This is a genomic window from Microbacterium sp. IO18, assembly GCF_049099505.1.
In the GTDB taxonomy this organism is placed as follows: domain Bacteria; phylum Actinomycetota; class Actinomycetes; order Actinomycetales; family Microbacteriaceae; genus Microbacterium; species Microbacterium aurugineum.
Map to the genome: position 1 here is coordinate 2,108,787 of NZ_JBMJAF010000001.1, position 26,622 is coordinate 2,135,408.

At 68.9% G+C, this 26,622-nt stretch carries 23 protein-coding genes; 6 read left to right on the forward strand and 17 right to left on the reverse strand.

Translation table 11 applies throughout. The features are described 5' to 3' along the window. Positions 1-29: 29 nt before the first annotated feature. Entirely contained in the window at positions 30-680 is a 651-nt protein-coding gene (locus ACLF6J_RS10090) for a TetR/AcrR family transcriptional regulator (protein ID WP_134352705.1), read from the forward strand. A 6-nt stretch (positions 681-686) separates the two neighbouring features. Here the strand turns inward: ACLF6J_RS10090 and ACLF6J_RS10095 are convergent, their stop codons facing one another. The 5 genes from ACLF6J_RS10095 to ACLF6J_RS10115 are packed head-to-tail and all read right to left on the reverse strand — an operon-like array spanning position 687 to position 8,547. Next, positions 687-3,803: a cellobiose phosphorylase gene (locus tag ACLF6J_RS10095; protein ID WP_134352704.1), complete on the reverse strand. Its 3,117-nt coding sequence runs from the start codon at positions 3,801-3,803 to the stop codon at positions 687-689. 41 nt (positions 3,804-3,844) lie between these two features. After that, positions 3,845-4,666, reverse strand: a complete 822-nt coding sequence (locus ACLF6J_RS10100; RefSeq protein ID WP_047523687.1) for a carbohydrate ABC transporter permease — start codon at positions 4,664-4,666, stop codon at positions 3,845-3,847. Beyond that, positions 4,666-5,586, reverse strand: a complete 921-nt coding sequence (locus tag ACLF6J_RS10105; protein WP_134352703.1) for a carbohydrate ABC transporter permease — start codon at positions 5,584-5,586, stop codon at positions 4,666-4,668. Before ACLF6J_RS10105 ends, ACLF6J_RS10100 begins: the two co-directional genes overlap by 1 nt. Continuing rightward, entirely contained in the window at positions 5,583-6,863 is a 1,281-nt protein-coding gene (locus ACLF6J_RS10110) for a sugar ABC transporter substrate-binding protein (protein ID WP_134352702.1), read from the reverse strand. The genes ACLF6J_RS10105 and ACLF6J_RS10110 overlap by 4 nt, the downstream gene beginning before the upstream one ends. 58 nt (positions 6,864-6,921) lie before the next feature. After that, positions 6,922-8,547, reverse strand: a complete 1,626-nt coding sequence (locus ACLF6J_RS10115) for a glucoamylase family protein (protein WP_134352701.1) — start codon at positions 8,545-8,547, stop codon at positions 6,922-6,924. Between the two features lie 262 nt (positions 8,548-8,809). Here ACLF6J_RS10115 and purL point away from each other — a divergent pair, with 262 nt between their 5' ends. Next, a complete protein-coding gene (gene purL / locus ACLF6J_RS10120; RefSeq protein ID WP_134352700.1) occupies positions 8,810-11,140 on the forward strand; it encodes a phosphoribosylformylglycinamidine synthase subunit PurL in 2,331 nt (776 codons plus the stop codon). Further along, a complete protein-coding gene (locus tag ACLF6J_RS10125) occupies positions 11,137-11,277 on the forward strand; it encodes a hypothetical protein (RefSeq protein WP_165875457.1) in 141 nt (46 codons plus the stop codon). The genes purL and ACLF6J_RS10125 overlap by 4 nt, the downstream gene beginning before the upstream one ends. Before the next feature lie 33 nt (positions 11,278-11,310). Here ACLF6J_RS10125 and ACLF6J_RS10130 read toward each other — a convergent pair whose 3' ends face one another. After that, positions 11,311-11,883, reverse strand: coding sequence for a TetR/AcrR family transcriptional regulator (locus ACLF6J_RS10130; RefSeq protein ID WP_134352699.1), 573 nt, complete (start codon positions 11,881-11,883; stop codon positions 11,311-11,313). A 69-nt stretch (positions 11,884-11,952) separates the two neighbouring features. On the opposite strand from ACLF6J_RS10130, the gene ACLF6J_RS10135 reads away from it, so the two are divergent. The 3 genes from ACLF6J_RS10135 (at position 11,953) to ACLF6J_RS10145 (ending at position 15,429) form a co-directional block, all read left to right on the forward strand. Next, a complete protein-coding gene (locus tag ACLF6J_RS10135; RefSeq protein ID WP_134352698.1) occupies positions 11,953-14,499 on the forward strand; it encodes an MMPL family transporter in 2,547 nt (848 codons plus the stop codon). Positions 14,500-14,603: 104 nt separating this feature from the next. After that, positions 14,604-14,954, forward strand: coding sequence for a TraR/DksA family transcriptional regulator (locus ACLF6J_RS10140; RefSeq protein WP_134352697.1), 351 nt, complete (start codon positions 14,604-14,606; stop codon positions 14,952-14,954). A gap of 37 nt (positions 14,955-14,991) precedes the next feature. Beyond that, entirely contained in the window at positions 14,992-15,429 is a 438-nt protein-coding gene (locus ACLF6J_RS10145) for a VOC family protein (protein ID WP_134352696.1), read from the forward strand. Positions 15,430-15,509: 80 nt separating this feature from the next. Here ACLF6J_RS10145 and ACLF6J_RS10150 read toward each other — a convergent pair whose 3' ends face one another. The 11 genes from ACLF6J_RS10150 to ACLF6J_RS10200 all read right to left on the reverse strand — a co-directional run bounded on the left by ACLF6J_RS10150 (position 15,510) and on the right by ACLF6J_RS10200 (position 26,525). Continuing rightward, positions 15,510-16,139: a TetR/AcrR family transcriptional regulator gene (locus ACLF6J_RS10150; RefSeq protein ID WP_134352695.1), complete on the reverse strand. Its 630-nt coding sequence runs from the start codon at positions 16,137-16,139 to the stop codon at positions 15,510-15,512. After that, on the reverse strand, positions 16,136-16,903 hold the full coding sequence (locus ACLF6J_RS10155) for a tyrosine-protein phosphatase (protein WP_134352694.1): 768 nt from the start codon (positions 16,901-16,903) through the stop codon (positions 16,136-16,138). The genes ACLF6J_RS10150 and ACLF6J_RS10155 overlap by 4 nt, the downstream gene beginning before the upstream one ends. Next, positions 16,900-17,760, reverse strand: a complete 861-nt coding sequence (gene phnE / locus ACLF6J_RS10160) for a phosphonate ABC transporter, permease protein PhnE (RefSeq protein ID WP_134352693.1) — start codon at positions 17,758-17,760, stop codon at positions 16,900-16,902. Before phnE ends, ACLF6J_RS10155 begins: the two co-directional genes overlap by 4 nt. After that, complete coding sequence (locus ACLF6J_RS10165) at positions 17,744-18,640, reverse strand: phosphonate ABC transporter ATP-binding protein (RefSeq protein WP_244093559.1); 897 nt, start codon at positions 18,638-18,640, stop codon at positions 17,744-17,746. Before ACLF6J_RS10165 ends, phnE begins: the two co-directional genes overlap by 17 nt. Further along, a complete protein-coding gene (gene phnD / locus ACLF6J_RS10170; RefSeq protein WP_134352692.1) occupies positions 18,637-19,539 on the reverse strand; it encodes a phosphate/phosphite/phosphonate ABC transporter substrate-binding protein in 903 nt (300 codons plus the stop codon). Before phnD ends, ACLF6J_RS10165 begins: the two co-directional genes overlap by 4 nt. A 149-nt stretch (positions 19,540-19,688) precedes the next feature. Beyond that, positions 19,689-20,774, reverse strand: a complete 1,086-nt coding sequence (locus tag ACLF6J_RS10175; RefSeq protein ID WP_134352691.1) for a tartrate dehydrogenase — start codon at positions 20,772-20,774, stop codon at positions 19,689-19,691. Between the two features lie 116 nt (positions 20,775-20,890). After that, positions 20,891-21,916, reverse strand: a complete 1,026-nt coding sequence (locus tag ACLF6J_RS10180; protein WP_134352690.1) for an ABC transporter ATP-binding protein — start codon at positions 21,914-21,916, stop codon at positions 20,891-20,893. Then, positions 21,913-22,920 carry an ABC transporter ATP-binding protein gene (locus ACLF6J_RS10185; RefSeq protein WP_134352689.1) on the reverse strand — a complete coding sequence of 336 codons (1,008 nt, stop codon included), beginning with the start codon at positions 22,918-22,920 and terminating at the stop codon, positions 21,913-21,915. Before ACLF6J_RS10185 ends, ACLF6J_RS10180 begins: the two co-directional genes overlap by 4 nt. Then, positions 22,917-23,819, reverse strand: coding sequence for an ABC transporter permease (locus ACLF6J_RS10190; RefSeq protein ID WP_131492742.1), 903 nt, complete (start codon positions 23,817-23,819; stop codon positions 22,917-22,919). The genes ACLF6J_RS10185 and ACLF6J_RS10190 overlap by 4 nt, the downstream gene beginning before the upstream one ends. Continuing rightward, positions 23,816-24,781 carry an ABC transporter permease gene (locus ACLF6J_RS10195; RefSeq protein WP_047523704.1) on the reverse strand — a complete coding sequence of 322 codons (966 nt, stop codon included), beginning with the start codon at positions 24,779-24,781 and terminating at the stop codon, positions 23,816-23,818. The genes ACLF6J_RS10190 and ACLF6J_RS10195 overlap by 4 nt, the downstream gene beginning before the upstream one ends. A gap of 43 nt (positions 24,782-24,824) precedes the next feature. Next, positions 24,825-26,525 (reverse strand): ABC transporter substrate-binding protein, encoded by a 1,701-nt coding sequence (locus tag ACLF6J_RS10200; RefSeq protein ID WP_134352688.1) that lies wholly within the window; start codon positions 26,523-26,525, stop codon positions 24,825-24,827. Between the last annotated feature and the right edge of the window lie 97 nt (positions 26,526-26,622).

Consider the following 26,622-nt stretch of genomic DNA (forward strand, 5'->3'; position numbering starts at 1 on the left):
GAGTCGGGTATCGAGGCGGGAGCGCAGCGGTGGACACAGGCGACACGGAGCAGCGGGGAACCGCGGCGGAGCAGCGCAAAGGCTACGCGAAGGGCCAGGCGCGGCGGCAGGCGATCGTCGACGAAGCGCTGGAGTTGTTCTCGCGCACCGGGTATCGAAACAGCTCGATGCGTGAGATCGCCCGGCGGGTCGGGCTCACTCAGTCCGGACTGATGCACCACTTCGCCGACAAGGAGGAACTCTTCGCCGAGGTGCTGCACCAACGCGACGAGACCGTCCGCGGAGCTGCAGGAGAGCCCGCCGAGCACACGCTCATCGATCAGGCCGGCAAGGTCGTCGCGCACAACCAGTCATCCCGCGGCCTCGCATCGTTGTACGCGATCGTGTCGGCGGAGGCCTCCGACCCGGATCACCCCCTGCACGACGAGTTCGTCGACCGCTACCGCTCCGCAGCCGACCGGGCGGGAGACCTCCTCCGCCGGGCGCAGGAGGTGGGCGAAGTGCGCACCGACCTCGACCCGGACCTCGCGGGGCGGCTGATCAGTGCGGTGATGGACGGGATCCAGCTGCAGTGGCTGCTCGACGAGTCCGTCGACATGGTGCCGCTCTTCGAGGAGTTCGTGCGCGGATACTTCCTCCCGTCGGATGCCCCGGAGGAATCGCCCGCCGCGGAGGCGTGACAGGGATCAGCCCACCTCGATCGTGAGGCGCACCTCGCCGGCCTCCTGCGCCTCCCAGGTCGCGCGCGGAATCAACACCCCGCCCCGCCGGTATCGTCGCGGCACAGGGGTCGTGTCGACGGGGCGTCCGTCGAGCAGCACGCGCCGCACACCGTGCCCTTCCCCCGTGACCCGGTAGGTCGCGATGACGTCTCTGCCCCCGCACCGTATCTGCGCCGAGGAGCCGTCGAACACCTCGGGGAGCACGGGGTCGGCCTGGAGCCCGTGCACGGTCCACCGGCATCCGAGCACCTCTTCGACCAGGATCCGCAGGATGAGCCCCGGCCCGGACGAATACACACGCCACCCTCCCTCGAACGAGAACTCCGGATCGAAGAGACGGTCCGGGTGGTCCTGCGCCTCATAGCGGTCGGCGAACCCCGCATCGGAGGACGAGTAGTAGCAATCCGACTGCCGCGCCGCGGCTCCGGGCACAGCCGATCGCACCCCCTGCGGTATCAGCAGCTGCAACGCCTTCCACGCCCGCTCCGCCAACCCGAGTCGCAGCAGCGCCTGCACCCACCGGATGTGGGCATGCGAGTACATGAGGCCAATCTCGCGCCCCCAGAACGACGCCGCCTCAGCCCGCAGGAACGTCCGCGTGACCCCACCGTGATAGGGAAGGGGCCGGTCGAACAGGTAGATGCCGGTGGGGCCGTCGAGGTGCCGGTCGACGAGGGCGAGGTGGTGCGAGGCCTCTTCGGGGGTGAGCAGCTCGTCGCCGATCGCGTGGATCACCTGCAGGGATCCGTGCCCGATGTGCGTCCGGTCGTCCGCGGGATGCACGAGCGGCTCGAGTCCGTCCGAGGTGATGATCGAGTACCCGCACAGCTCCCCGTCCACGAGGAGGCGCTCGCGAAACGCTCTGCGCGTGCCGGCCGCGAGCGACGCCATCTGGTCGGCCAGTTCGGGGGCGGCATCGGCGAGACGGGGTCCGAGCGTCTCGAGTGCCTTGATCTCCAGCTCGGTCGTCCAGGTCGAGCACAGCGAGGCCGCGAGGGCGGGGCTGGCGGGCTGAAGGGCGTCGTTCCAGTCTCCGTGCCCATAGGCAGGCAGGCGCGGGTCGGCGCTGCGGCGTGAGGCCAGTCGTCCGAACGCCGCCTCTACGTGTTCGAGGATCGATGAGGGCGGCGACAGCTCGTCCGTCCCGACGGACGACACCCGCTCGTGCAGGATGCCGTCGTCCCCCGTCGCCTCCAGGTACTCCCCCAGCGCCAGGAGCGGCCAATAGACCACGTCGCCGTGGCTGTCCCGATGCCCGGGTGCACGGTGGTCACGGAGGTACTGGAACCACTGGGGCCAGTCGCCGTCGGTCTGCTGCGCGGAGAACACCGTGAGCAGCACGTCGCGCAGCACTGCCGGACTGTCGGTGGCCAGGAGCAGTCCCACCGGTCCCTGACTGACGTCACGGGTACCCCATGCGCCGCCCGTGAACTGCTCGAGCCCTCGCGGCGCCTGGTAGTGAACGGCCGCGTCCGCGACGAACGACGGCAGGATGCGGTTCAGGCGGCGGATGCTCTCGTCATCGCCGTGAAGCTCGGGAGCACGCCACAGCGCCCCACGCTCTCCCGCGTCCGCCTGATCGACGAGCACGATGCGGTGCCGGAACACCGTCCCCGCGGGATGGACGCTCGCCCGCCATCGGTCGTCGCGGCTGCGGCCGTCGGCGAACAGCGAGCCGTCCTCTCCGGAGGCCGTGACCGCATCGGCATGGGCCGATACGAGGAGCTCGATGGGCGGGCCTTCGACGACCTCCACCTCGACGATCAGCTCCCCCAGGCTCAGCGTGCTGACCACCTCGATGTGCCGTCCATCCCACCGATAGACCCAGCGGACCCGGGGGCCGTCGACGATCCACGCGCTCGGGGTGCCGAGCATCAGCCACGGGCCGGTGGTTCCGCGGACGAAGAGCCGCAGCCCATCGGCGCGCTTGAGCCCGACGGCGCTGCGCCGCACCGAGAGGAGCGGCGCAGCGCTGGCATGCCCGATCGTGAGCTGCGAGGCGAAGACACCGTTCATCCACGCCGTGGAGGCGACCGTGAGATCAGCGGGATGCGGGCCCGCCGACACCCGCGAGATGTGACCGTGCGGACGCATGACGGCACGCTCCTTCGCGCCGGACACGACGTGGCGGCCGCCCGCCCAGTACGCCAAAGGGCCGTCCGTCCCGGCTTCCACCCCCTCGGCGTGCGCGCCGCCCACCGCGAGGAAGTCCTCCTCGGACAGGTCCTCGACGATCGCCGTGCGCACCGGGCTGAAGAGCGTCGGCACGACGGCGGCGAGGGGTCCGAGCTGCGGCGGCTCCGTGCGCCACGGCGCTCCTCCATCGATCGCGTCCACGAACGCCAGGTCACTCGCGTCCGTCCGGCCGGGATGGTCGTCCACGACCACGACGGGAAACCTCAACGCACGGGTCTCGCCGCACGCCAGCGTCCGAGTCTCCGTCTGCAGGCCCAGCAACGTGTGCTCGCCCTGCAGGCGGCGGGACGGAAGGTCCCGCGAGAGATCGAGTCCTCCGTCAGGGAACGCCAGTTGTCGGGCATCCGTGCACCACCCCACCACCCGCTCGGTGCTCCCCACGGCCATCCACGGATTCCTCGATCCCGGCATGCTCTGCCGGACGGCGAGCCACGCGACCTCCGGCTCGCCGAGCGGCTGGACATCGAGGTAGTTCGACACGTAGAACTCGTTCTCACGCAGGCTCTCGGCCGCGGTCAATGCCGGATCGATCAGGTGCACGACGTCCAGCGCGACCGGCTCGGACCCGGCGTTGCGGAGGTGGACGCTCCAGCCGGCGACACCGTCTGCGGGGTGCTCCCACCACACCTGCCACTCCACTCCGCTGGTCGTCCCCGAGACCAGCGCCGAGCCGTCACCGCGAGCGACCCGGCCCTCGCACGCGGGACCGGTGAGCGGATGCGCGTGCACCCCCTCCGCACTGCGGAACCGGAGCCAGACCTGGTGCGGCCCCGGTTCGAGCTCGCTGGCCGGATACTGCAGCAGACTGAGGGGCCCGGCCTGCAGAGAGCCCAGGGCTCCTGCCGACGTGAACTGCGCTCGGATGACGGGGAGGGAGTAGTGCACTTTCCTTCAATCTCTCTGGGGTGTGGGCGGCGCGGCGACGATCACTTGATGCCGCTGGTGGCGATGCCCTCGATGATGAATCGCTGGAAGAAGAGGAAGACGACCAGGACCGGCAGCACGACGACCGTCGCGCCCGCGAGCAGCAGGCCGAAGTCCGTCGCGTTCTGCCCCGTCGACACCAGCGACAGCGCGACCGGCAGCGTGTAGGTCTTCTCACTGCTGGCGACGACGAGCGGCCAGAGGAAGTTGTTCCAGGAGCCGAGGAAGGTGAGGGTCGCGAGCGTGGCGATGGCGGGGCCCGCCAGCGGCAGGTACACACGGAAGAAGATCCGGAACTCCCCCGCGCCGTCGAGTCGCGCCGCCTCCAGGAGGTCGCGCGGAGTGCCCAGGAAGAACTGTCGCATCAGGAACACCCCGAACGCGCCGGCGAGGAACGGGATGAACAACGCCGTCAGCGTGTCGGCGAGTCCGAGATTGACCACGAGGACGAACTGCGGGATGAACACGACCAGCCCCGGGATCATCAACGTGCCGAGCACCGCGATGAAGATCGCCTTCTTGCCCGGGAAGTCCAGCATCGCCAGTGCGTACCCGAGCATCGAACAGAAGAGGATGTTGCCCGTGGTGACGACGACGGCCACGGTCGCCGAGTTGAAGAAGAACCGTCCGAAGTCGAGCCGCTCGAACAGTCGCACGAAGTTGTCGAACGTCGGGTTCGCCGGCCACCAGGTCGGCGGCGACGCGAGGAGCTCGCCCTGAGTCTTGAACGCGCCGAGCACCATCCAGAGGAACGGCATCACGACGATCACGAAAGCGAGGATCACCGCGATGTAGATCCACACCCGGTTCCGGGATGCGCGCATCAGCTCTTCTCCCTACTCACACGGAACTGGATGAAAGTGACGACGATGACGACGATGAACGTGATGTACGCCATCGCGCCCGCGAGCCCGAAGTTGCCGAATCCGAACTGCCGGTAGGTGTACAGCGACACGGAGAGGGTGCTGTTGAGCGGACCGCCGTCGGTCATGACGAACGGTTCCTCGAAGAACTGCAGGTATCCGATCGTGGTGGTGACGACGACGAACAGCATCGTCGGCCGCAGCGTCGGCAACGTGATGTGCCAGAAGCGCTTCCATGCACCGGCGCCGTCGAGGGAGCCTGCCTCCAGGAGCGACGGCGGCACAGCCTGCAGGCCCGCGAGGAAGATGATCATCCCGGTGCCGAAGTTCCGCCACACAGCCATGACGATCAGCGAGGCCAGCGCGGTGCGCTGGTCTCCGAGCCAGTGCGGCCCGTCGATCCCCACCCATTCGAGCACGGTGTTGATGAGACCGTTGTCCGGCTGATAGAGGAACTTCCACACCACCGCGACCGCCACGATGCTGGTGATCACGGGTGTGTAGAAGCCCACCCGGAAGAAGTTGCGGAAGCGCTTGATGCCCTTGTCGAGCACGACGGCCGCGAGCAGCGCCACCGCTATCGTCAGCGGGACCCCGACCGCCACGAACACGGCGGTGTTGGTGGCGGCGCGCAGGAACAGCGGGTCTCCGAGAGCCTTGGCGTAGTTGTCCAGGCCGACGAAGCCGACGTTGAACGGAGTCTTGATGTCGGTCACCCGAGTATCGGTGAAGCTCATGAACATCGACTGGAACACGGGCCAGACGGTGAAGACCCCGAACAGGAGGCAGAAGGGGAGGGCGAGGATCAGGCCCGCCCGTGCCTCGCTCGAGCGGAAGCTCCTGCTTCGACCCGAGCGAGGCTGCCGAGCGGCGACGGTCATTCGCCGCCGAACCCGATCGATGTGGCCTCCTGCTGCACGGCTCGGAGCGCCTCCGCCGGATCCGACCCGGTCTTGGTGACCGCCTCCACCTGCGCGTCGAGGCTCGTCGCGATCTGCTCCCATGTCGTGATCGACGGCGGTGCCTTCGCGGTCTCGAGCTGCGTCCCGAAGACGGCGAGCTTCTCATCCGACTTCAATGCATCGGTCGTCCATGCCCCCTTGACGGACGGCAGGTCACCGACGATGTCGAACCACGAGGCCTGGGTCTCCTCTTCGGTGAGGAACTGCACGAGCTTCCACGCGGCATCCCGGTTCTTCGTGTTCGAGAACACGCCGAGGTTCGAGCCGCCGACGAACGAGGCCTCCTTCTCGGCAGAGGGCATCACCGCGACGCCGTATTCGTCGGCGAACCCCTCGCCGCCCAGCGCTTCGACGCTGCCGATCATCCAGGGACCGGAGATGAACATCGGCACACGGCCATCGACGAAGTCCGCCTCCGTCGTGCCCTCGGTGGGGGCGCTGTCGGCGAGACCGTCGGTGAAGAACGACTGGTAATAGGACAACGCGTCCGCGTTCTCCGGGGAGTCGAACGTGAACTCGGTCAAGGCGTCGTTCGTGATGTCGCCGCCCGCCTGCCACATGAACGGGAGCAGTGTCTGCCAGGAACCGGTTCCGCCGGGCTGCAGGCTGATGCCCCAGTCCACTCCCGGCTGCGTCTTCATGGCGGCCGCCATGTCGTGCAGTCCGTCCCAGTCCGTCGGCGGCTCGGTGATGCCGGCGGCCTCGGCGATGTCGGTGCGGTAGAACACGACGCGGGTCTCGACGTACCACGGCACGCCGTAGGAGACGCCGTCCACCAGGTTCGTGGCGTTCGCGCCCTCGAAGAAGACACTGTCGTCGATCTGCGCGGGCACCGGGTCGAGCGCGTTCAGGCCGGCGAACTCACCCATCCAGGTCGTGCCCACCTGAGCCACGTCCGGTGTGGTGCCTGACGCGATCGCGGCGATGAACTTGTCGTGCGCAGAACCCCAGGGCACCGCGGTGACCTCGACGTCGACGTCGGGGTTCTGCTCCTCGAAGGTCTTCGTCAGCTCGTCGAGGTTCTCCCCCTCGGCTCCCATGGCCCACACGGTGAGGCTGCCGGTGGCTGGTCCGTCGGAGATGTCCTCCGCTCCTGCGCCCTCCGCGGGCCCGGCATCCGCCCTCCCGCAGGCCGTCAATGTCGCCAGTGTCACGCCGACGAGCGCGAACGCCGCCAGTCTCTTGTTGATTCTCATGTGATCGCCTTCCGATCTGATGGGGTCTTGCTTCTCGTCGACGCCTGGCGGACGCTGCTCAGGCGCGTCCGGCACCGAACCTCTCGATACCGATGACCGGGCGGAGCCGGCTTTCGACGGCCCGCGTCGCGAAGCCTCGACGGACGACGCCGTCACAGAGCACGTTGCCGATCGCGCCCATCACCATCGCCTGATCGAGCGAGAGGTGACGACGGGCGACCGTGCCCGATCGCACGGCGACGGCGTCGAAGAAGCCGCCACGCCCGTACGCGTCGAAGTCCCGCTGGATGTTCGCGAGGTTCGTGAACGCCTCCGCCGGCTCGTGCATCATCGCGAGGAACGCGGCGTGCGGGGTGACCACGCCGTCTCCGTACGTCGGTTTCGGGTTCGTCGCCGGCCGACAGTCGCCGAAGCCGGGGTCGAAATTCGTTCCCTCCTGGTCGGACAGGTAGCCGTCGGGATTGAGACCGAGCGCGTCGACGCCGTACTCGCGGTACCCGCCTGCCGGGTTGCTCGACGGGCTGAACCCCCAATAGCCGTAGCCGGCCTCTTCGAGACCGTGCTCGCGCTGAGCCCGCACGTGCAGCGGGTGGTTGCGCCCCCAGCTCCCGGGTGCCCACCGGGCCTCCGGCACGAACACGTCGGGCATGAGCTCCTCGAACATGCTGCCGCCCCAGCCCGGCACGATGCGCATCCCGCGGTAGGTGTACGCGCCTTCGTAGACGTCGAGACCGAAGTAGGTGCGACTCTCGCCCACGGGCTGCATCTCCTGCCACGACCAGTCACAGGAGGCCGGGAAGGTGCGCCAGGACGCGTAGTACTGCTTCCCGGGGATCTGTCCCGTGATGATCCCGAGATAGGTGGTGATGCGCGTCTCGGACACCACGGTGTCGTAGTGGTGCGTGGTCAGCCACACCGGTTCGCCGCCGACGTGCGTGCCCCGGTAGACGCCGCCCGGCCGGTCGTGGTCGAAGGGGAAGAAGCCGCCGTGAAGGAGTCCGCCCTCGCGCACCGGGTGCTCGGGGTCGCTGTTGTCGTTGTAGAACGCGTCCCAGCGCATCCGGTCGAAGACCTTGGACGCCCAGTGCGCCGCGCCCCGATCCGCGTTCTTCACCGTGAGTAGCGCGGCACCCAGCCATCCGTTGTCGACGCTGGAGCAGAAAGGATGGATGACATCGCCCGAATCGGGCCACGTGCGCAGGGCCATGCCCGTGGCTTCGTCATACCAGTTGTAGTACATGCCGCTCGGGGCGTGATGCTCCATGCGGTCGAGGGTCTTCAGGGTGCGGATGAGACGCCCGGTCGCTTCGCCCCGTGAGATGAGGCCGAGCTCTCGGGCGACGAGCGTCGACCACAGATAGCCACCGATGTTCGTCGGAGACGTGTAGCCGGAGCGCTCCCCGGCGCTGAGTCCCTCGGTGATGTTGTCGGCGGGGAGGCCGGTGCTCCGGTCGGTCATCGCGACGAGGCTCCGCCAGGTGTCGGCCGCCCACCCCCGCACCTGGCGCGTGTCGAATCGGCGCGTCTGCGCGTTCAGGCCGCCGCGAAGGAGAGCGGGCGCCGCGACCGGCGACTCGACGGGTGCGGCAGCAGCCGGGAGCGCAGGGGTCATCGCGACGGTCGCCAGCGAGGCCGCCCCGGCCACGAGAAAGGTGCGCCGGTCGAAGGCTCGACGGTCGTTCATGTGCTCTGCTCCGTTCCACAGGACAGCTCTGCCCCGCTCAGGCGACGCCTCGCTGCGCCGTGCACCGACCATAGCGCAGAAAACCGTTCATGTGAACGGTTTTCTCTCGACACCCCCCATTCCGGGGGATCCGTCGACCCGTGGCGGGATCGAAAACGCTCCGGACGCGGCCTTCCACGGAGCGTTATTGCACCCGCAATGCACGCCGAACCCGCGCCGGTAGACTGGACATGCCCCGCCGGCCCCTTCCCTTGGAGTGCGCGTGACCACCGCCCCTGCACCTTCCCCCCAGCACGTCCCCGACTCCGTCGAGAACGCGATCGCGACGCCCGAGAAGGAGCAGCCCTACGGGGCCCTCGGACTCAAGCCCGATGAGTACGAGCGCATCAAGGAGATCCTCGGCCGCCGGCCCACCTCGGGCGAGCTGGCGATGTACTCCGTGATGTGGTCGGAGCACTGCTCCTACAAGTCATCGAAGAACTACCTGCGCCGCTTCGGCCAGAAGGTCTCCGACGAGATGAAGGAACGCCTCATGGTGGGCATGGGCCAGAACGCGGGCGTCGTCGACGTCGGCGAGGGCTGGGCCGTCACCTTCAAGGCCGAGTCGCACAACCACCCGTCGTTCATCGAGCCCTTCCAGGGTGCGGCGACCGGCGTCGGCGGCATCGTCCGCGACATCATCTCGATGGGCGCCCGCCCGGTCGCGGTCATGGACGCCCTGCGCTTCGGTGCGGTCGACCATCCTGACACCGCCCGCGTCGTGCATGGTGTGACCAGCGGCATCAGCTTCTACGGCAACTGCCTGGGCCTCCCGAACATCGGCGGCGAGACGGTCTTCGACGCCGTCTACCAGGCCAACCCGCTCGTGAACGCGCTCGCGGTGGGGGTGCTGCGTCACGAAGACCTCAAGCTCGCCAACGCGACCGGCGTCGGCAACAAGGTCGTCCTGTTCGGTGCCCGCACGGGTGGCGACGGCATCGGCGGCGCGAGCATCCTCGCCTCCGACTCCTTCGACTCCACCGGGCCGACCAAGCGCCCCGCGGTGCAGGTGGGCGACCCCTTCGCCGAGAAGGTGCTGATCGAGTGCTGCCTCGAGCTGTACCGCGGCGAGCTCGTCGAGGCGATCCAGGACCTGGGCGCCGCCGGCATCTCCTGCGCGACCAGCGAGCTGGCGGCCAACGGCAACAGCGGCATGAAGGTCTCGCTCGACAACGTCCTGCTGCGCGACCCCACGCTCACGGCTGAGGAGATCCTCATGTCGGAGTCGCAGGAGCGCATGATGGCGATCGTCGCGCCCGAGAAGCTCGACGCGTTCCTCGAGGTCGTGAACAAGTGGGAGGTCGAGACCTCCGTGCTCGGCGAGGTCACCGGTGACGGACGCCTCATCATCGACTGGCAGGGCGAGCGCATCGTCGACGTCGACCCCTCGACGGTCGCGGTCGACGGCCCCGTCTACGACCGCCCGGTCGCCTACCCGACGTGGATCGATGCCCTCCAGGCAGACGCCGCCGAGAACCTCCCCCGTTCGAACGACCCGGAGACGCTGCGCGAGCAGTTCCTCGACATCGTCGCCTCGCCGAACCTCGCCGACACGAGCTGGATCACCAACCAGTACGACTACTACGTGCTCGGCAACACCGCACTGAGCTTCCCCGACGACGCCGGCATGATCCGCGTCGACGAGGAGTCCGGCCTCGGCTTCGCGGTCTCGACCGACGCCAACGGCCGCTACTGCCAGCTCGACCCGTACGCAGGAGCGCAGCTGGCCCTCGCCGAGGCGTACCGCAACGTCGCCGTCACCGGCGCTGTGCCGACCGCGATCACCGACTGCCTCAACTTCGGCTCGCCCGAGAACCCCGAGGTCATGTGGCAGTTCGGCCAGACGGTCGACGGCCTGGCCGACGGATGCTACGAGCTGGGGACCCCGGTCACCGGCGGCAACGTCTCGTTCTACAACCAGACCGGCGACGTGCCGATCCACCCGACCCCGCTGGTCGGCGTGCTCGGCATCATCGACGACGTCTCGCGCCGCATCCCCTCCGGCTGGCAGGACGAGGGCCAGAACATCTACCTGCTCGGCACCACCTCGACCGAGCTCTCGGGTTCCGCGTGGGCGGACGTGGTGCACCAGCACCTCGGCGGTCTGCCGCCTGCGGTCGACCTCGCGGCGGAGAAGCGCCTCGCCGGTCTGCTCTCTGCGGCTCGCGACGAGTGGCTGATCTCCTCGGCGCACGACCTCTCCGAGGGTGGCCTCGCGCAGGCCCTCGCCGAGGGCGTCATGCGTTTCGGCGTCGGCGCCCGCGTCTGGCTGAACGAGATCATCGAGCGCGATGGGGTGGATGCCGCGTCTGCGCTGTTCTCCGAGTCGACCGGTCGCGTGCTGGTGACCGTGCCCCGTGAGGACGACGTGAAGTTCCGCGGCCTCTGCGAGGGACGCGACTACCCGGTGATGCGCATCGGCGTGACGGACGACGAGGGCGCGAAGCTCGAGGTCCAGGGCGTCTTCACCGTCTCGGCCGCTGAGCTCCGCGAGCGCTCGCAGGCCACGCTCCCGTCCTACTTCGGTCCGACCGTCACGGAGGTCAGCGCATGAGCGACAACCTGAGCGAGGACTACGGCGACCTCGGCGAGAAGCGCAACCGGCGCATCCGCATCGTCGCGTGGACGGTCATCATCGCGCTGATCCTCGCCGGTGGCGGCGCGACGGTGCTGACGCTGCTCCTCGGCTGAGACTCAACGCTGACCGCACGACACACGCGCGACTCAGCGCGTGAAGAGGTACCGGATCAGCTCGATGATCCCGCCGGGTCCGTGGCTCTCGCGGCCGAGCGACTCCACGATGATCGCCCCGAGGATCGCCCGACCGATCTGCGTGACGGGCGCATCTTCCGGCAGCTCGCCGTCGCGGATCCCGCCGCGCAGACGCTTGGAGAGATGCTGCTCGACGCCGAGGCTCCCCCCGAGGTGAGCGCCGACCGCGGCATCCTCCGCGGCGGCGGCGACCAGCGACTGCAGCAACGCCTGGCCCTGCGTCGTCTCGAGGATTCGGAAGACCGACTGCAGCCAGGCCTCGACGTCGGCGAACAGGTCACCCGTGTCGGGCACGACGAAATCGACGGGGATGAGGCGCCCGTCGACCAGGCAGTCCGCGATCAGGGCACCCCGCGACGGCCACCAGCGGTAGATGGTCTGCTTGCCCACCCCGGCTTCCTTGGCGATGCCCTCGATCGTGAGCCGGTCGTACCCCTGGGCGTGGAACAGGCGGGAGGTCGCGTCGAGGATCGCTTCGCGTGCCGCGGTGCTGCGCACGGGCCCGCTGCGATGCTCGTTGACCATGGACTCAGGATAGCCACAGATCCCTAGACGAGACGTGCCGTATGATCTTTGGGTCTGAAGGAGACCACTGTGGCATCACTGCTGTACCGTCTGGGTTCGTTCGCTGCGCGCAAGGCCTGGACGGTGATCGTCTCGTGGGTCGTGATCCTCGGCCTCGGCGTCGGTGCCTTCCTCACCCTCGGCGGCACGCTGAGCAACAGCTTCGACATCCCCGGCACCGCCTCCGGCGCCGTGACCGACGAGCTCGCCGACAAGCTCCCCGACACCGCCGGCGGCACGGGCACCGTCGTCTACCGGACCCAAGACGGATCCCCGTTCACCGACGAGCAGAAGCAGGAGATCTCCGACCTCGCCGTGAGCGCGGAGGACCTCGACGGCGTCGCCCGGGTGATCGACCCCTTCGACGCGCAGCAGCAGCAGGACGAACAGGCGCAGAAGCTCGCCGACGGTCAGGCGCAGATCACTGACGGCCGCACGCAGCTGGATGCGGCCCAGACCCAGCTCGACGACGGCAGGGCTCAGCTCGATGCCGGGATCGCGCAGCTCACCGCCGCCCGCGCCCAGGCGGAGCAGGCCGGAGCCGGCCCCGAGCAGCTGGCCGCCCTCGATGCGCAGCTGGCCGCGCTGAACGCACAGGTGGCGGAACTCGAGGCCCAGCAGGCGACTCTCGCGTCGAAGAGGATCGAGCTGGACGAGAACTCCGATCAGGTCGAGCTGGGCACGACCCTCCTCGACCTCTCGGACGGCATCGGCGTGGTATCCGAAGACGGATCGACCGCCATCGTCAACATCTCCTTCGTCGACCCGCGCCTCGAGCTCTCCGAAGAGGTGAAGCAGGGCGCGATCGACCACTTCGAGTCCGCACCGATCGACGGCGTCGAGGTCGACTTCGGCACCGACATCGCACAGGGCGTCCCGGAGATCTTCGGCGTCGGAGAGGCTGTCGGTCTCGCGTTCGCCGCGATCGTCCTCATCGTGATGCTGGGCTCGCTCCTCGCCGCCGCCCTCCCGATCGTCACGGCCATCGTCGGTGTGGGCGTCGGCGTGACGGCATCCCTCGCGTTCTCGGGCGTGGTGAACATGGCCTCCGTGACCCCGGTCCTCGGTGTCATGCTCGGCCTCGCGGTGGGCATCGACTACTCCCTGTTCATCGTGAACCGACACCGCAAGCAACTGCTCGCCGGTGTCCCGGTGCGCGAGTCGATCGGGCTCGCGACGGGCACCTCCGGCACGGCCGTCGTCTTCGCCGGCACGACCGTGATCGTCGCCCTCCTCGCCCTCAACGTCACCGGCGTCCCCTTCCTCGGCCTCATGGGAACGGTCGGCGCGGTGTGCGTCGCGGTGGCCGTGCTCGTCGCGATCACCCTCGCCCCCGCCATCCTCGGCCTCGTCGGTCCGCGCCTGCTCAGCCGTCGCGCGCGCGGCACGATCGGCGAGGAGCACGCCGCGGGCAAGCCGGTGAAGCGCATGTCGACGCTCCGCGCCGTGGTCACGGCCGTGGTAAGTGTCGTCGCCCTGCTGATCATCGCGATCCCCGCGATGTCGATGCGACTCGGACTGCCGGACGGTTCGAGCGAGCCGAGCGACTCCACCAGCTACCGCGCCTTCCAGACCGTCGACGAACAGTTCGGCGCGGGCGCGAACGGCCCTCTGCTCGTCACTGCGACCCTGGACGACGCGGTCAGCGACGACGACCTGCTCGCCACGCAGGTCACGATCGCGCAGGCCATCGCCGACCAGGATGACGTGGTCGCCGTCGCACCGATCGCGACCTCCGACGACAACACCCTGCTCGCGTTCCAGGTCGTGCCGGAGGAGGGACCGAACAGCGCGTCGACCGAGACACTCGTGCAGGATCTGCGCTTGATGCCGGCGATCGACGACGGGATCACCCTCGGTGTGGCAGGTCAGGCCGCGATCAACATCGACATCTCGGAAGCCCTGGCGGGAGTCCTGCCTCTGTACCTCGTGGTCGTGGTCGGGCTCTCCCTGCTCATCATGATCGTGGTGTTCCGGTCGCTGCTCGTGCCGATCATCGCCACGGGCGGGTTCGTCCTCTCCCTGTTCGCGACCTACGGGCTGATCGTGGCCGTGTTCCAGTTCGGCTGGGGCGCCGAGATCATCGGGCTGCACAGCACCGGACCGATCCTGAGCTTCCTGCCCGTGATCCTCGTCGGCATCCTGTTCGGGCTCGCCATGGACTATCAGCTGTTCCTCGCTTCCGGCATGCGCGAGGCGTATGTGCACGGGGCCTCGGCGCGGGATGCCGTCGCCCAGGGCTTCCGCGCCGGCCGCTCGGTCGTGATCGCCGCCGCGCTCATCATGGTGTCGGTGTTCGGCGGGTTCATCTTCTCGGAGTCGACGATCATCCGCTCGATCGGATTCGGGTTGGCGTTCGGGGTGCTGCTCGACGCCTTCGTGGTGCGGATGCTGCTCATGCCCGCCCTCATGCACCTGCTCGGACGCTCGGCGTGGTGGCTGCCGCGTTGGCTCGACCGCCTGCTGCCGAACGTCGACATGGAAGGTGCGGCGCTCGAACGCGACCACCCCGGTATGAAGGCGGTGGCCGTGCCGACGACGACCGACTCGGTACCGACGCGAACGCCGACGGTGTAGCTTCTCGCGCCGTTCGAATCGCGTGAATGGTTCGATCCCGGCGCAGTATCGAGCCCGTTGCGCGATTCGAACGGAGGGCAGTCCCCGGTGCCTAGAGTGGTCGCATGACCGCTGACGCCCGTGATCGCCTGCTCGCACTGCGCGCTCGGGCCGAGGCGCGCGTGCAGGCCACCGCTGCGACGCTCGACGAGCTCACGCACGACCGTGAGGGCTCCAACGACGACGACGAGCACGACCCCGAGGGCGTCACCCTGTCGTCGGAGTGGTCGCGCCTGACCGGACTCGCCGAGGCCGCGGCATCCGAACTCCGGCAGGTCGACGACGCGCTGGCCCGGGTGGAGGCCGGAACCTACGGCCTCTGCGCGAACTGCGGACGCCCCATCCCCGCGGGCCGCCTCGAGGCACGGCCGTTCGCCGAGTACTGCGTCGCCTGCGCCGAGAAACTCGGAGGCTAGCCCTGACGTGCGCGGCGATCCCGAGTAGCATCCCGTCATGCCCATCAGCCTCGAGAACGTCGGGATCGCCGTGCGCGACCTGGAAGCCACCATCTCCTTCTTCACCGACCTCGGTCTCACCGTGCTCGGCCGCGACGAAGTCAGCGGGGAGTGGGCGGCGACCGCCGTCGGGCTCGACGGCAACCACGCCAAGATCGCGGTACTGCAGACACCGGACGGACGCGGCCAGATCGAGCTTTTCGAGTACATCCACCCCGATGCGATCGAGACGGACCCGACGCTTCCGAACGAGATCGGGATGCACCGTATCGCGTTCTCCGTCGACGACATCGACGAGTCCCTCGCCATCGCCGCCCGCCACGGATTCCACCCGCTCCGCGGCGTCGCGACATATCAGGACCTCTACAAGCTCACGTACCTGCGCGGCCCGAGCGGCATCCTCGTGATGTTCGCGCAAGACCTCACGAAGAGCTGACAGCGGCCGGTGCGGGATCAGAACCGCACCGGAAACCCCCGGCGGAGGCGCGTTTTCGATCCCGCAACGAGGCGTTCGCGTCAGGCAGCGACCATCCCGCGCCAGATCACCTCGATCGCGGCGCGCATCCGCTCGACCACCGCAGGATCGCTGACCCGGTCGCCGCGCACGACGAGCTGGTAGTACGCGACACCGGCGATGGCGTCGAAGCAGGCCTCCACATCGAGGTCGGCCCGCAGCTCGCCCCGCGCGATCCCCGTCCGTAGCGCGTTCTGCAGCGGTACCCGGCGCCGCGAGACATGCGACTGCCAGTACGTCTTCTGCAGCGCACGATCGGCCATCACCAGACGGATGCGCTGCCGGAATCGCGCCTCGGAGTAGCCGTGGGCCGAGGGCGCCACACCGTCGGCCCCGAGCCCGAGCCCCGCGAGCAGGATCTCGTGCAGATCGGCATCGACCGGGTACTCCGGCGGCACCTCACGCCCGACGTCGAGCGCGGCGGCGATCAGCAGCGTCAGAGAGGGCCAGCGTCGGTACAGCGCCGCCCGACTCACTCCGCTGCGAGCGACCACACGCGACACCGTCACCTCCTCGCCCGCATCGATGATCTCGAGCGTCGCCGTGACGATCTGCCCATCGATCTCCTCGTCACGCGGTCGACCGGGGCGGCGGCGGACCGCAGCCCCGGCTTCCCTCTCCAGGACGGTCACGCGGCCAGGGCCTTGGCACGGAGTCGGGCGATCGTGGCATCGGAGAGTCCCGCGGCGCGCAGCGGCGTCAGCGGGTCACCGTGCTGCGCGCGGAGGGTGTCCAGCAGACTGCGCATCGACACGTCCATCGAGCCCTCCAACAACGACGACGTCTTCTCGAGGGCATCGGCGTCGAAGCCGAGTGCCTTCCACATCGCCCCCATCACCGGGGCCGTGCGCGCCATGATCGCGACCATGTTGTCGCCGGTGCGCGCGTAGTCCGCGACGATGTCGTCGTCGGCCGCGCCGAGCACGAGCAGCAGCATGGCCGCGAGCACACCGGTGCGGTCTCGGCCGGCGGCGCAGTGGAAGGCGACCGCACCGGGCGTGTGCGCGATCACGGTGAGCGCGATCACCAGCTGGGGCGCCGCGCTCTCGGCCATGCGCTGATACATGAGTCCCATCGCTTCGTGCGTGAGCGCCGTCTGCTCGCGATCCATCGTCTCCCCCACATCCGCGATGAGCGGCAGGTGGTGGTACGCGACCGGATGCGCGCCGAGCGGGCCACGGCCGGTGAGGGAAGCCTCCCGCGGCGAGCGCAGATCGATGATCGCGGTGAGCCCACGATCGATGAGCTGGTCCGCGGCCTGCGGGGTCACGTAGGCGAGGTCGTCGGCGCGGATGGCGACCCCCTCACGGAGCACACCGCCGTCGATCGCGATGCCTCCGAGATCGCGCAGGTTGACCGGGGCGCTGAGGACGAGGTCGGTGTCGATGAGGGTCATGTGATTCTCCTTCGGATGAGGGCGCTGCCCTGGTCGATCACCGTGACGAGCACGATGATGCAGATGATGATGGCGCTGAGGTGGCCGTAGTCGTACATGCGCATGGCCGTGGTCAGTTCGAGCCCGATGCCTCCGGCGCCGACGAGTCCGAGGATGGTCGCCCCGCGCACGTTGCCCTCGAACAGCAGCAGCGTGTAGGAGGTGAGCAGGGGCGCGGCCTGCGGCAGGACGCCGTATTGGATGACCTGCCGCTTCGAGGCGCCGACCGCTTCCATGGCGACCACCGGTCCGCGGTCGACCTGCTCCATCGCCTCGGCGAAAATCTTGCCGATCGACCCGATGGAACCGAGCGTCATGGCCAGGATGCCTGCGAACGGACCCAGCCCGACAGCCGAGACGAACATGAGCGCGAACACCAGGTCGGGGACCGAGCGGATGATGTTCATCACCCAGCGTGTGGGGTAGTACAGCCACCTGGGCGCGAGGGTCGACGTGGCTCCGAACGCGACGATCAGTGAGAGGACCGCACCGAGGACCGTGCCGACCACGGCCATCTGGAACGTCTCCAGCAGGAGGGCGAGGATGGTGCCGATCTTCGAGAAGTCGGGCGGGAACAGGCGCGACAGGAACTCGCCCATGTTGACCGCGCCCTCACCGAGTTTCACGAAGTTGAACTGGGCGCCGTTGAACGACCAGATCAGCAGCAGGACGGCGACCGGCAGCCCGATCAGGAAGCGGGCGCGCGGCACCCGGAACGCCGCTTCGAGGCGGGCGCGCTCCGCCGGGTCGAGGTGCGGACGGTCGGTGCGGTCGGTGCGGGGTGTATCGGGTGTGCGGGGCTCAGTGGTCGTCGTCATCGCCGTGCTCCTCGTCGTCGTACAGGGCTTCCAACGCCGTGGCATCCAGCCCCGAGGTCGCCCCGGATACGAGCATCTCGCCGTGGCGCAGTCCCACGATCCGGTCGCTGTGCGCGAGGGCGAGGGGCAGCACGTGCAGGCTCACCAGCACCGGGATGCCGTCCTGCGTCGCGATCTCCCGCAGCAGGTCGAGCACCGAGCCGGCGAGCCGGGGGTCGAGCGAGGCGACCGGTTCATCGGCCAGGATCACCGTGGGCTGCTGCATGAGCGCTCGGGCGATCGCGACGCGCTGCTGTTGCCCGCCCGAGAGCGAGCGCGCGGGAGCGGATGCCTTGTGGGCGATGCCGACCCGATCGAGGAGTTCGAGCGCCCGTCGGCGATGGGCCCCGGTGAAACCGCCGGCGAGGTTGATCGGTCCCGCGCCGTGCAGTGCCCCCGTGAGCACGTTCGTCATCACGCTGAGTCGCGGGATCAGGTTGAACTGCTGGAACACCTGGCCGACCCCCGAGCGGAGGGTGCGCAGTTCGCCGCGACCGAGGTTCGTGACGTCATGGCCCGCGACCCGCACTGTGCCGGCCGAGATCGGCGCGAACCCGGTGAGGCTGCGCATGAGGGTCGACTTGCCCGAACCCGACGCACCGAGCAGGGCGACCATCTCGCCGGGGAACAGGTCGAGGTCGACTCCGCGGAGCACCGTCGTCGTGTCATACGCGACCCGCAGGCCGCGCACCGCGACCACGGGTCCTTCGGCGCGGGTGTCGGTGCCGAAACGCAGATCAGTTGCGCGCGCCTGGGCGTGTCGATCCGCAACACGCCCGTCGGCGGCGGAACCCTCTCCGTGTGCGCCGCGCAGCCGCGCAGCCGGGGCGGCCACCGTCACTTCAGGTCCTCGAGCTCGACACCCGCAACCGCGGCGATCTCGGCGAACGAGGTGAAGGCGGATGCCTTCGGGTCGACGGTCTGCGGGGCGGCGGCGAAAGCCCCGTACGCGCCCAGACGCTCGGCGTTGGCGGGCGAGAACACCTCGGCGATGCCGTCCTGGATGACCTTGCGCGTCTCGGCGTCCAGGGACGGACGACCCAGCACGGCTCCCTGGATGTCCATCGCAGGGCTCTCGCCGACCGCGCGCCACTCACCATCCGCGAAGGGGAACATCGGCGCACCGAGTTCGGTGAGCATGATGGCGGTGCACGCGGCGTCCACCTGCCCCTGCTCGAGTGCGGCGAAGCTGCCCTCATGTCCACCCGCGAAGATCGCCTCGTAGTCGATGCCCTGCTCGAGTCCCGCTTCGTGCAGCATGTACACGGGCATGAAGTAGCCGGAGCTGGAGGCCTGGTCGGCGAAGGCGACGGTCGCACCCTCGAGATCCTCGACGGTCTGGATGGGCGAGTCCTCCCGCACCACGCAGGTCGAGACCGGCTTGCCGTCGCCCTCGAACGCGACCAGCGCATCCACCTCACCCGTGTTCACGGCGAGTGCGGACGGGAAACCGCTCATGATGCCGATGTCGACGTGGTCGGCGCGGATGGCCTCGACGACGCTGAGGTAGTCGGGCACGTCGGTGATCTCGACCGTGCGACCGGTGGCCTCTTCCAGCAGCTCGGCGAACACCTCGATCGGGTTCTCGGCGGTGGGGTCGTCTCCGACCGGGATCGTGGCGATCGTGAGAGGGGCGTCGGGATCGGCGGGTGCAGCCTCGGCGGTCGAGCCCTGGCAGGCGGTGAGGGTGAGGGCGGCCACGCCCAGGAGGCCGACGACGGGCAGGGTGAAGCGGCGCATGATGACCTTTCGGGAGGGAGATGCCTCGGAATTCCGAGAACATCGGTATTCCAACTCCCGAAGGTGACGGGCAATTACGAGACCGCCGTACTCCGAACGGAACGATTCGTGAACGGCTGGTGTCGGCCGGTCGGCGTGCAGCGATCCGCTCAGACGGTGGCGACGGCCTCCGCGATCGCCGCGCCCAGCTCCGTCGTCGTGGCTGTGCCGCCGAGGTCCGGCGTGAACGGTGCCCCATCCGCGCCATGAGCCAGCACGTCTTCGATCCCGGCGAGCACGGCGGCTCCGGCCTCCGGATATCCGAGGTGCTCGAGCATCATCGCGCCGCACCAGATCTGGCCGATCGGGTTGGCGATGCCCTGGCCCGCGATGTCGGGCGCGGAGCCGTGCACCGGTTCGAAGAGGCTGGGGAAGACCCCTTCGGGGTTGATGTTGGCGCTCGGGGCGATGCCGATCGTGCCGGTGCAGGCGGGTCCGAGGTCGGACAGGATATCGCCGAACAGGTTGCTGGCCACGACCACGTCGAACCAGTCGGGGTGCAGCACGAAGTTCGCGGTGAGGATGTCGATGTGGAACTGGTCGCGGCGCACGTCGGGGTAGTCGGCACCCACCGCGGCCACCCGCTCGTCCCAGTAGGGCATCGAGATCGAGATGCCGTTGCTCTTGGTCGCCGAGGTCAGGTGCTTCGCCTCGCGGCGCTGCGCCAGGTCGTACGCGTAGCGCAGCACCCGGTCGACGCCGGTGCGGGTCATCACGGTCTCCTGCAGCACGAACTCACGGTCGGTGCCCTCGAACATGCGTCCGCCGATCGAGGAGTACTCGCCCTCGGTGTTCTCGCGCACGACGTAGAAGTCGATGTCTCCGGGGGCGCGTCCGGCGAGCGGGGAGACCACCCCGGGCATGAGCCGGACCGGGCGCAGGTTCACGTACTGATCGAACGCCCGGCGGAACTGGATCAGGCTCCCCCACAGGGACACATGGTCGGGCACCACATCGGGCCAGCCGACCGCGCCGAAGAAGATCGCGTCGAATCCGCGCAGAGTCTCGAACCAGTCGTCCGGCAGCATCTGCCCGTGCTGTTGCCAGTACGCGGCACTCGCGAAGTCGAACTCCTCGAACTCGAGGGCGATATCGAAGCGGGCGGCCGCGGTTCGCAGCACCCGCAGCCCCTCGGGCATGACCTCGGGGCCGATGCCGTCTCCGGCGATCACGGCGATGCGGTGTGTGGTCGTCATGGGTAGTTCCTTCCGGGACATCCCCTCTGCTCCGGTCGCGATATGTCACCTGATTCGGTCGTTTCGGGTGACATATCGCGACCGGAACACACGGGGGATGAGAGGTGGGGGCGGGGTCAGAGGACGTCGCGCTCGGCGGGGTGGTGGCAGGCGACGCGATGCGTGCTGCCGGGGGCGACGAGTGCGGGCTCCACGAGCGGCGGCACGACCTCGGCGCAGATCTCGGTGGCCTTCCAGCAGCGGGTGCGGAAGCGGCATCCGCTCGGCGGCGACACCGGGCTCGGCACGTCACCGGTGAGCACGATGCGCTCGCGTGCCCGCTCGGCTCGGGGATCGGGCACCGGGATGGCCGACAGCAGCGCCTGCGTGTACGGATGCAGCGGCCGCTCGTACAGCTCGTCGACGGGTCCTTCCTCGACGAGTCGGCCGAGGTACATGACCCCGACCCGGTCGCTCAGGTGCCGCACCACGGAGAGGTCGTGCGCGATGAAGAGGTACGTGAGCCCGAGGTCGCGCTGCAGATCGTCGAGCAGGTTGAGCACGCCCGCCTGCACGCTGACGTCGAGCGCACTGACCGGCTCGTCGAGCACGATCACCTCGGGTTCCACGGCGAGCGCCCTGGCGATGCCGATCCGCTGCCGCTGCCCGCCCGAGAACTCATGGGGGAAGCGGTCGGCGTGCGCGGGGTCGAGCCCGACCTGCGCGAGGAGTTCTTCGACGCGGCGGTCGTGGTTCCCACGGTGCAGCCCGTGGATCACGAGCGGTTCGGTGAGGGTCGCCCGCACCGACTTGCGCGGGTTCAGCGAGGCGTACGGGTCTTGGAACACGAACTGCACGCGGCGACGCAGGGCCCGCAGGCGCGTCCCCTCGACCCGGGTGATGTCGTCCTCGCCGAGACGGATCGACCCACCGTCGCTGGACTGCAGACGGGCGACGCTGCGTCCGAGGGACGACTTGCCGCATCCGGACTCGCCCACGAGCCCGAAGGTCTGCCCGCCCTCGATCGACAGACTCACCTCCGACACGGCCTGCACCACGTCACGGGTCCGACCGAACAGACCACCGCCGACGCGGTACTCCTTGACGAGGTCCTGCACGGTCAGGCCCGCGCTGCGGACCGGGACGCTGAGGGGCGCGCTCATGAGACGATCTCCTTCTGCCACTCGCCGACCCGCACGCAGGCGGCCGTGTGCTCGTCACCGACCGCGACCGGTTCGGGCACGGCCACGTCGCAGCGGCCGGCCACCGCGTGGGCGCACCGCGGCGCGAAGCGGCATCCGGCGGGCCAGGCCGTCGCCACGGGGGGCTGCCCGGCGATCTGATACAGCCGTTCGTCCCGCGACGCCCGCCGGTCGATGCGCGGCAGCGAGGCGAGCAGTCCCGCGGTGTACGGGTGTGCGGTCTCGTAGAACAGCGGGTCGACGTCGGCCGTCTCGACCAGCCCACCCGCGTACATCACGAGCACGCGGTCGGCGGTGCCGGCGACGACCCCGAGGTCGTGCGTGATGAGCAGCACCGTGGTGCCGGTCCGGCGCTGGACCTCGCGCAGCACCTCGAGCACCTGCGCCTGCACCGTCACATCGAGCGCGGTCGTGGGCTCGTCGGCGATCAGCAGGTCGGGTTCGTTCGCGATGCTCATCGCGATCATGACGCGCTGCCGCATGCCTCCGGAGAACTCGTGCGGATAGCGGTCGACGCGCAGGTCGGGCGAGGGGATGCCGACCAGGTCGAGCAGCTCGACCGCCCTGGTCCTGCGCTCGGCCGCCGTCGACTCCGGCCGGTGCACGCGCACGGCCTCGATCAGCTGGTCCCCGACGCGCATGACGGGGTTGAGCGCGGTCAGGGCGTCCTGGAACACGATCGCGATGTCGTTGCCGCGGATCTCCCTCAGCTCCTCATCCGAGAGTCCGACGAGCTCCTGCCCGCGGAAGCGGATCGACCCGGTGACCACGGCCTTCTTCGGCAGCAGGCCCATGATCGCCATCGCCGTCATCGACTTGCCTGAGCCCGACTCCCCCACGATGCCGACCGTTTCGCCCTCGTGCAGCACGAAGGAGACTCCTTCGACCGCTTTGGCGAGCCCGGCATCGGTCGGGAAGCTGATCGACACGTCCTCGACCGCGAGGAGCACCTCCCGCCCGCTCACAGGTTCTTCCCCTGCGGGTCGAGCGCATCGCGCAGTCCGTCGCCGATGAAATTCACGCACAGCACCGTCACGAGGATGAACAGTCCGGGGAAGTACAGCAGGTACACCTGGGGGGTTCCGACGTAGCCGGCGGCCTGGCTCAGCATCGAACCCCAGCTGGTCTGCGGCGGCTGCACCCCGAAGCCGAGGAAGCTGAGCGTCGACTCGGCGATGATCGAGGAGGCCACGGCCAGACTCATCGCGACGGCGATCACGCCCGCGAGGTTCGGAAGCAGGTGCGAGATGACGATGCGCGGGCCCGACGCGCCGATGCCCCTGGCCGCGTCGATGAAGTCCTTCTCCCGCAGCGAGAGCACCTGCGCGCGGACGACGCGGGCGATGTACGTCCACCCCAGCGCCGTGAGCGCGAACACGATCGTCGTGGGTGACGGCCCGAGTCCCTGCAGGATCACAGCGAGCAGCGCGATCGCCGGGACGATCAGGAACAGGTCGGTGATGCGCATGAGCAGTTCGCCGATCCAGCCGCCGACGTAGCCGGCGATCGCCCCGACCGCCGTGCCGACGAGCGTGGCGAGCAACGCGACCGCCAGCCCGATCGCGAGGGACACCTGACCGGCGAAGAGGATCTCACTGAAGTAGTCGCGCCCGAGCTCGTCGGTTCCGAGCCAGTGCTCCGCCGACGGCGGCGTGGGTCCGAGCAGCAGGTCCTGCTGTCCCTGCGCATACGGCGCGATCAGACCGGCGCCGAAGCACGCGATCACCAGGACCACGAGGACCACCAGGCTCACGACGCCCAGTCGGTGCCGCAGGAAGCCCTTCAGCAGCTGGCGGGTGGGAGCCTTCTGCGGGTCCTGCTCGGTGAGCAGCTCCTCGCTCCCGGCGATGCCTGCACCACTCATGACAGCCTCACTCTCGGGTCGAGCACCGCGTAGGCGATGTCGGCGATCAGGTTGCTGAGGACCACCGCGACCGCGACCACGAGCATCCACGGCAGCAGCACGAACACGTCACCGGCGACCAGGGACTGCAGGAACAGCCGCCCCATGCCGGGGATCGCGAAGATCTGCTCGGTCACGACGAGTCCGCCGATCAGGATCGCGGCATCCAGCGCCACGACCGTCACGAACGGCGCGAGGGAGTTGCGCACCGCATGCCGCCAGATGACCTGTCGTCGCGGGACGCCCTTGGCCCGTGCGGTGCGCACGTAGTCGCTCGACAGCGCATCGAGCATGGCCGCGCGCCCGAACCGGCTCCACGACGCGACGAGCGCGATCATCAGCGCGGCGACCGGCAGCACCAGATGGCGGATGTAGTCGAGCGCTCCGGTCTGCCCCGGGGAGTGCAACCCGATGAAGAACAGGGGCGGCTCGCTGAGCCCGAACTGCTCCTTCGGCCACACCGCAAAGGTCTGGATGAGGATCAGCCCGAACCAGAACGCCGGCATCGCGATACCGATGTACGAGGCCCCGGTGAGCAGGTTGTCGCCGAGCGAGTACTGTCGCACGGCCGAATAGACGCTCACGCCTCCGGCGATCAGCACGGCCACGACGAGCCCCCAGAACGCGAGCTGGAGCGTCGGCCACAACGCTTCGCCGATCAAGGGCAGCACGGGAGTGCCGGTGCGGGTGCTCACCCCCCAGTCGCCCGTCACCATCGCACGCAGCCAGAGGAAGTACTGCTCGGGGATGGAACGGTCGAGCCCCAACCGCTCGATCTCCCGGGCGATCGCCGTCGGATCCTGCGCCTGCCGGAGCTTCGCGAGCGGATCGAACGTCGAGCGCACGGCCCAGAACAGGATGAACGAGGCGACGAGGATCACCGGCACCGAGTACAGCACTCGCCGTGTGATGAAGGTGATCACGTCGTCGCCCCGTCCCTGTCCTGGCTCTCGAACCCGGTCGGCGTCAGCCGGCCAGACCCCATTCGGCGAGGTTCCAGAACGGACCCTCGACCGGGTTGATCTGCAGGGGGCCGCCGACCGTCTCGCTCCACAGCAGCACGTTCGGCACCGTGTCCAGCGGCAGCGACGGCACGTTCTCCGCGATCAACGCGTCCCCCTCGTGCGACGCCGCGATGCGGGCATCCGTGTCGATCTCACTGTCGACCTGGCCGAGCAGGTCGTCGAGACCCGGGATGTCGACGCGGTAGAAGTTGATGCCGGAGTAGCCGTTCGCCTCGCTCGGGATGTTGACCGAGGAGAACGTCGAGCTGAGCGTGGGGTCCGGGAACGTGTCCACGAGAGCCCACAGGCCGGCCTGGAAGTCGCCCTGCGGCGCGGTCGTGCCGAACAGGTCGGCGGGCGTCACCTGATCGATCGTCATCTCGAAGCCGGCGTCGGCGAGCTGCGACTGCAGCACCTGCACGGTGAGGTCGCGGCGCTTGTTGCCGGCGAGGGTCTTGACCGCGAAGGTGGCCGTCTCGCCGTCCTTCGCCCACACGTCGTCGGAGTTCTTCGACCAGCCGTCGCCTTCCATCAGCTCGTCGACCTTGTCGAGGTCGAGCGTATACCGCGAGAAGTCGTCGGCGGCGAACGGCGCGACCATCGGGGAGTTGAAGCTCTGCTGGGCTTCCTCGATGCCGAGGCTTCCGAACAGGCGCTTCACGATCGCGTCGCGGTCGATCGAGTACGCGAGCGCCTGACGCACCGCGACCGAGTCGAAGGGGGCGGCGGCGTTGTTCAGCCAGATCGCCTCGAGGTTGCCGCTGCGCGCATCGACCTGGGACCGGATGCCGGGCAGCCCCGCCTCGATCTGGGTGAGCGCGTCGAGCTGCGGCGAGGGGTAGAGCGCGCTGACCTGACCGCTCTTGAGCGCCTGGAACGCCGCGGTGGTGTCGGGCAGGAACAGGAAGGTCACCCTGTCGAGGTGCGGCTTCTCACCCCAGTAGTTCTCGTTCGGCACGAGGGTGACCGAGGTGCCGCGGGTCCACTTCTCGATCTTCCAGGGGCCGCCGCTGAAGTCGTAGCCGTCGGTCATGAGTGCGGCGCGGTCCTGCCCTTCGAGCAGGTGCGACGGCATGATGCCGTAGACGCTGAACAGTGTGCGCCATCCGGCATACGCGGAGTCGAGCGTGACGACCGCGGTCTGCGGATCGCTCGTGTCGACGGCGGTGATGCGGTCGTAGCCGGTCTTGTCGAAGATGTCGTCGCCGTCACGGATCTGCAGCGCGGTGTAGGCGAAGTCTGCCGAGGTGATGGGCTCGCCGTCCGACCACACCGCTTCGGGGTTGATCGAGTAGGTGATGGTCTGCGTGCCGTCGGCAGCGACCTCGGCCACCGGCTCCTCGGTGACGAGGTCGGAGGGGACGGGCACCCATTCCTCATCGACCTGGCGGGTCTGGAAGACGGCGGGCATGGTCGGCACCTGCATGACGTAGGTGCCCCAGATCGACCCGGCGCACGTGGCGATCCAGTCGGTGCAGTCAGGCTCCTGCTCGGCGCCGATCACGAGCTCGCCACCGTCGACGACGGCGACCTCGCTGGGTTCGGGCGTCGCGGACGACGGTGCGCAGGCGGCGAGGGAACCGACCAGCGCGGTGACGGTCAGCGCGGCGATGAGCACGCGGCGGGATGCGGGTACAGCGGTGCGAAGCAGTGATTTCGACATGGACGGATCTCCAGTGATCGTGCGACTGAGGGACAGTGCGAACGTGCTGTCGTGCGGGTATTGGTCCGACTCTAGGACTGACCGGAAAAGATAGCAA